This is a genomic window from Bordetella petrii (genome assembly GCF_020991325.1).
Classification (GTDB): Bacteria; Pseudomonadota; Gammaproteobacteria; order Burkholderiales; family Burkholderiaceae_B; genus Bordetella_A; species Bordetella_A petrii_E.
This window is the reverse complement of record NZ_JAJMLX010000305.1, coordinates 1-5,146: the sequence shown is the minus strand read 5'-3', so window position 1 is coordinate 5,146 and position 5,146 is coordinate 1. Positions and strand designations below refer to the sequence as shown.

Here is a 5,146-nt window from a genome sequence, read left to right as displayed (position 1 = left end):
GAGATTCCGGCGCCATGTCCATTTGCGCCGCCGCCTCGGTATTGGTGGTGTCCGGGAACAGCATATTGAAGCCGATGCCAAGATCGAGACCGTGGTGGCGCCGCCTTTGCGCGCGCGCTGGCTGGCTCCGCTGGCGGCGCAGCGCTTGCTTGCGGCGCAGTCGCGGCCGGGAAGCCGGCCCGAGTTGGTGCGGTCCACGCTGGATGCCGATATCCAGGCCACGGCCGAGCGCATGCTGCTGGACCGTGTGGATGCGCTGCCGCCCAAGGTGTCCATGGCCGTGCTGGTCATGGACAACGACACGCTCGAGGTCAAGGCCTACGCGGGTTCTGCCGATTTTTCGGACGCGAGCCGTTATGCGCACGTGGACATGGTGCGGGGAGTGCGTTCGCCGGGCTCCACCCTGAAGCCATTTCTTTATGCGCAGGCGCTGGACGAAGGCCTGGTACATTCGGAAAGCATGTTGCTGGATGCGCCGCTGTCATTCGGCGGCTACGCCCCCGGCAATTTCCAGGCGGCCTTTTCCGGGCCGGTAAGTGTGGCCCAGGCCCTGCAACGCTCATTGAATGTGCCCGCGGTGGATCTGCTCGACCGCGTGGGGCCCCAGCGCTTCGCGGCCAATCTGCTCGCCGGCGGGGTGCGCCTGCGCCTGCCGGCCGGGGCGGCCCCCAATCTGAGCTTGATTTTGGGGGGAGCCGGCACCACATTGGAAGAACTGGTGGGTGCGTACCGGGCGCTGGCGCGCGCAGGGCTGGCAGGCCGGCCGCGCCTGGCGCCGGGACAGCCCCGGGTCGAGTCCCGTATGATGAGTCCTGGGGCGGCCTGGATCGTCCGCGATATTCTCGAAGGCGGCGGCCATCCCGACAGGCCGCTGGCGCAGGGGGGCCGGCCGGTGGCCTGGAAAACCGGCACCAGCTTCGGCTTTCGCGACGCCTGGGCGCTGGGCGTCACCGACCACTGGACCATCGGGGTCTGGGTGGGCCGGCCCGACGGCACGCCCAACCCCGGTTATTTCGGGGCGAATGTGGCGGCGCCGCTGTTGCGCGATATCGTGGCCGCGTTGCCGTCCGGCCCGGCAATCCCGCGCCGGCGGCCGGCCAGCGTGCAGGCAGTGGTAACGTGCTGGCCGCTGGGCTGGCGACAAGGCAGCGCGCAGGCCGGCAACTGCGCGCAACCGCGCACGGCGTGGGCGCTGGACGATACGGTTCCGCCCACCTTTGCCGGTTATGCCGACGCAGCGAGCGGGCCGTTGCGCGTGCAGGGTTTGGCCAACGGGTCTGTATTGCGCCCGGTGCCGGGACGGCGCGAGGTAGTACTGGATGTAAGCGTGCAGGGTGCGCGCGGCCAGGTGTGGTGGATGTTGGACGGGCGTGTGCGCCAGCGTGGTGCGGCGTCGGCGCCCTGGTCCATGTCGATGGTGCACAATGGCCGCTATACCCTGACCGCAATGGATGAACAAGGCCGTTACGACCGTGTGGTTTTTGAAATCGCTGGCGTTACGCCCTGATCGGCTTAGAATATGAATCGTGTATTTCGACCGCTTCGATGCGTCACGGAGGAAGCGTGATTTCCCAAGAGCTTGAAGTCAGCCTGCATATGGCATTTGTCGAGGCTCGCTCGGCCCGGCATGAATTCATTACCGTGGAGCATTTGCTTCTGTCGCTGCTCGACAACGCGTCGGCAGTGGAAGTGCTGCGCGCCTGCGCCGCCAACCTGGATGATCTCAGGCGCAATCTGCGCCAGTTCGTGTCCGAGAACACACCCGTCATCCCCACCGGCGCCGAAGTCGACACCCAGCCCACCCTGGGTTTCCAGCGGGTGATCCAGCGCGCCATCATGCATGTGTCCGCGGGCGGTACCGGCAAGAAGCCGGTAACCGGCGCCAATGTGCTGGTTGCCATTTTTGGCGAAAAGGACTCGCACGCCGTGTATTACCTGCAGCAGCAGGGGGTGACACGGCTCGACGTGGTCAATTTCCTGTCGCACGGCATTACCAAGCAGCCCCAGGAAGAATCCGCGGCCGCGCCCAAGGAGCAGCCCGGCCTGGAAGAGCCGGCCGAATCGCGCCAGTCGCCCCTGGACCAATACGCCAACGACCTGAACGCCGCCGCGCTGGCGGGCCGCATCGATCCGCTCATCGGCCGCGAGCACGAAGTCGAGCGCGTCATCCAGGTGTTGTGCCGCCGCCGCAAGAACAACCCGTTGCTGGTGGGCGAGGCCGGCGTGGGCAAGACCGCCATCGCGGAAGGCCTGGCCTGGCGCATCACGCGCGGCGAGGTTCCTGAAATTCTGCAGGCGGCCCACGTGTATGCCCTCGACATGGGCGCGTTGCTGGCCGGCACCAAGTATCGGGGCGATTTCGAACAGCGCCTCAAAGGCGTACTGAAGCAGATCCGGGGCAATCCCGACGCCATCCTGTTCATCGATGAAATCCACACCCTGATCGGAGCGGGCTCGGCATCCGGCGGCACGCTGGACGCATCCAACCTGCTCAAGCCCGCGCTGTCGTCGGGCCAGCTCAAGTGCATCGGTGCCACCACGTATACCGAATTCCGCGGTGTGTTCGAGAAAGACCACGCGCTGTCGCGGCGCTTCCAGAAAATCGACGTTTCCGAACCCAGCGTCGAGCAAACCGTGCAGATCCTGCGCGGGCTGAAAAGCCGCTTCGAAGAGCACCACAACGTACGCTATTCGGCCGCCGCGCTCAGTGCCGCGGCCGAGCTGTCGGCGCGCTACATCAACGACCGCCACCTGCCCGACAAGGCCATCGACGTCATCGACGAGGCGGGCGCCGCACAGCGCCTGCTGCCGCGTTCGCGGCAGAAGAAGCTGATCGGCAAGATCGACATCGAGAACATCGTGTCCAAGATCGCCCGCATTCCGCCGCAGTCGGTGTCCAACGACGACCGCAGCAAGCTGGCCACGCTCGACCGCGACCTCAAAACCGTGGTGTTCGGCCAGGACAGCGCCATCGAGGCGCTGTCGGCCGCCATCAAGATGGCGCGCTCCGGCCTGGGCAAGCCCGATCGTCCCATTGGTTCCTTCCTGTTTTCCGGCCCCACCGGCGTAGGCAAGACGGAAGTGGCGCGCCAGCTGGCGTTCACCATGGGTGTCGAGCTGCTGCGTTTCGACATGTCCGAGTACATGGAACGCCACGCGGTGTCGCGCCTGATCGGCGCGCCACCCGGCTATGTGGGCTTCGACCAGGGCGGTCTGCTTACCGAGGCCATTACCAAGCAGCCGCACTGCGTGCTGCTGCTGGACGAAATCGAGAAGGCCCACCCCGACGTCTTCAACATCCTGCTGCAGGTCATGGACCACGGCACGCTCACCGACAATAACGGGCGCAAGGCCGATTTCCGCAACGTCATCATCATCATGACAACCAACGCGGGCGCCGAAACCCTCAACCGGCCGGCAATCGGGTTCTCGAACAGCCGGGTGGTGGGCGACGAAATGGCCGAGATCCGGCGCATGTTCACGCCGGAATTCCGCAACCGGCTGGACGCCATCATTCCATTTGCGCCGCTGTCGCGCGAGATCATCCTGCGCGTGGTCGACAAGTTCCTGATGCAGCTCGAAGACCAACTACACGAACGCCGCGTCGAGGCCGTGTTCACGGAATTGCTGCGCGAGCATCTGGCCAAGGAAGGCTTCGATCCCCTCATGGGCGCGCGGCCCATGCAGCGGCTCATCCAGGACACCATCCGGCGCGCGCTGGCCGACGAACTGCTGTTCGGCAAGCTGGCCGAAGGCGGGACGGTCACGGTGGACCTGGACGAGGCCGGCAAGGTGCGGCTCAGCTTCGACGGTGCAGGCAAGTCGCCGAAGTCTGGCGCACCCGACAAGCAGGAAGCTGAACTGGTCGATTGATCTTGACCCGCGAGCCCCTGATCGCGTGCGAGCATTGCGCCAGTATTTTCAGGCGCCACGAGTTGCAGCCGGGGGAAACGGCATCCTGCGGCCGCTGCGGCACCACGTTGTGGCGCTACAGCGGCCTTCCCCTGTCCAGCTGGCTGGCGCTTACCCTGGGCGCGCTGGTAGTGTTCGTGCTGGCCAATGCCTATCCCGTCATCAGCATGTCCGTGCAAGGCATGACGCGCGATGCGTCGCTGCTGGACGCGGTGGCCATGACCTGGCGGCAGGGCTATGTGGCCACCGCCCTCATGACCTGCCTGGCCGGGTTTGCCTTGCCCCTGCTGCAATTGTGCCTGCTGCTATGGGTGCTGGGCCCCATGGCGCGCGGCCGCGAGCCCTACGGGCTGCGCCTGGCCATGCGCATGCTGGGCGCGTTGCGGCCCTGGTGCATGGTGCCTGTGTTCCTGCTGGGGGTGGTGGTATCCGTGGTGAAGCTGGCCGGCATGGCGGCCGTCAGCCCCGCGCCGGGCTTGTTCGCCTTCGGCGTGCTGACGGTCTTGCTCACCATTCTGGACCGCCTGTCCCCCCATGCAGTGTGGCGCTACGCGGAGCAGGCCGGCGTGGTGCCGGTGCACATTCCCTGGCGCCAGCCTGGCCAGGTACTGACCGGCTGCCACGTGTGCGGCCAGGTGCAGGCCGTGCCGGCCGATGAGCACGATTCCGAAACCCATCATTGCGTGCGTTGCGACGCCGCGGTGCACCGGCGCAAGCCGAACGGCCTGGGCCGCACCTGGGCCTTGCTGCTGGCGGCGTCGGTGCTGTACGTGCCGGCCAATGTGCTGCCCATCATGAACATCGACTCGCTGCTGTTCGGCAACAGCGGGCACACGATCCTGGGCGGGGTGGTCGAGCTGTGGCATACCGGATCGTGGGATATCGCGCTGATCGTGTTCGTGGCCAGCATCGTGGTGCCCCTGACCAAGATCCTGGTGCTGGTGGCCCTGGCGGCGGCCGTGCAGTGGCGCAGTACCCTCAGCCTGCGCCAGCGCACCCGGCTGTACGAAATGGTGGAATTCATCGGGCAATGGTCGATGCTGGACGTATTCGTGGTAATACTGTTGTCGGCGCTGGCGCATTTCCAGGGGCTGATGGAAATATCGGCAGGCCCGGCAGCCGGGGCTTTCGGGCTGGTGGTCATCCTGACCATGCTGGCTGCCATGAGTTTCGACCCGCGCAGCGCCTGGGACCTGGAGCCCGCCGCCGAGCCGCAGGCCGTGGTCGGCGAGGA

General features: G+C 66.3%; 3 protein-coding genes. All 3 read left to right on the top strand.

Features of this window, described 5'->3' with window-relative positions:
* Positions 1–1,507, top strand: a 1,507-nt coding sequence (locus tag LPZ50_RS21510) for a penicillin-binding transpeptidase domain-containing protein (protein ID WP_230664794.1), incomplete at its 5' end; no start/stop codon positions are given.
* 38 nt (positions 1,508–1,545) lie between these two features.
* A complete protein-coding gene (clpA, locus tag LPZ50_RS21505; RefSeq protein ID WP_268903537.1) occupies positions 1,546–3,873 on the top strand; it encodes an ATP-dependent Clp protease ATP-binding subunit ClpA in 2,328 nt (775 codons plus the stop codon).
* A 2-nt stretch (positions 3,874–3,875) separates the two neighbouring features.
* Positions 3,876–5,146, top strand: a 1,271-nt coding sequence (locus LPZ50_RS21500) for a paraquat-inducible protein A (protein WP_230664791.1), incomplete at its 3' end; no start/stop codon positions are given.

Bases quoted from the DNA above. Each gene is read 5' to 3' on its own strand.
- clpA (WP_268903537.1), top strand. From the start codon at position 1,546: ATGCGTCACGGAGGAAGCGTGATTTCCCAAGAGCTTGAAGTCAGCCTG.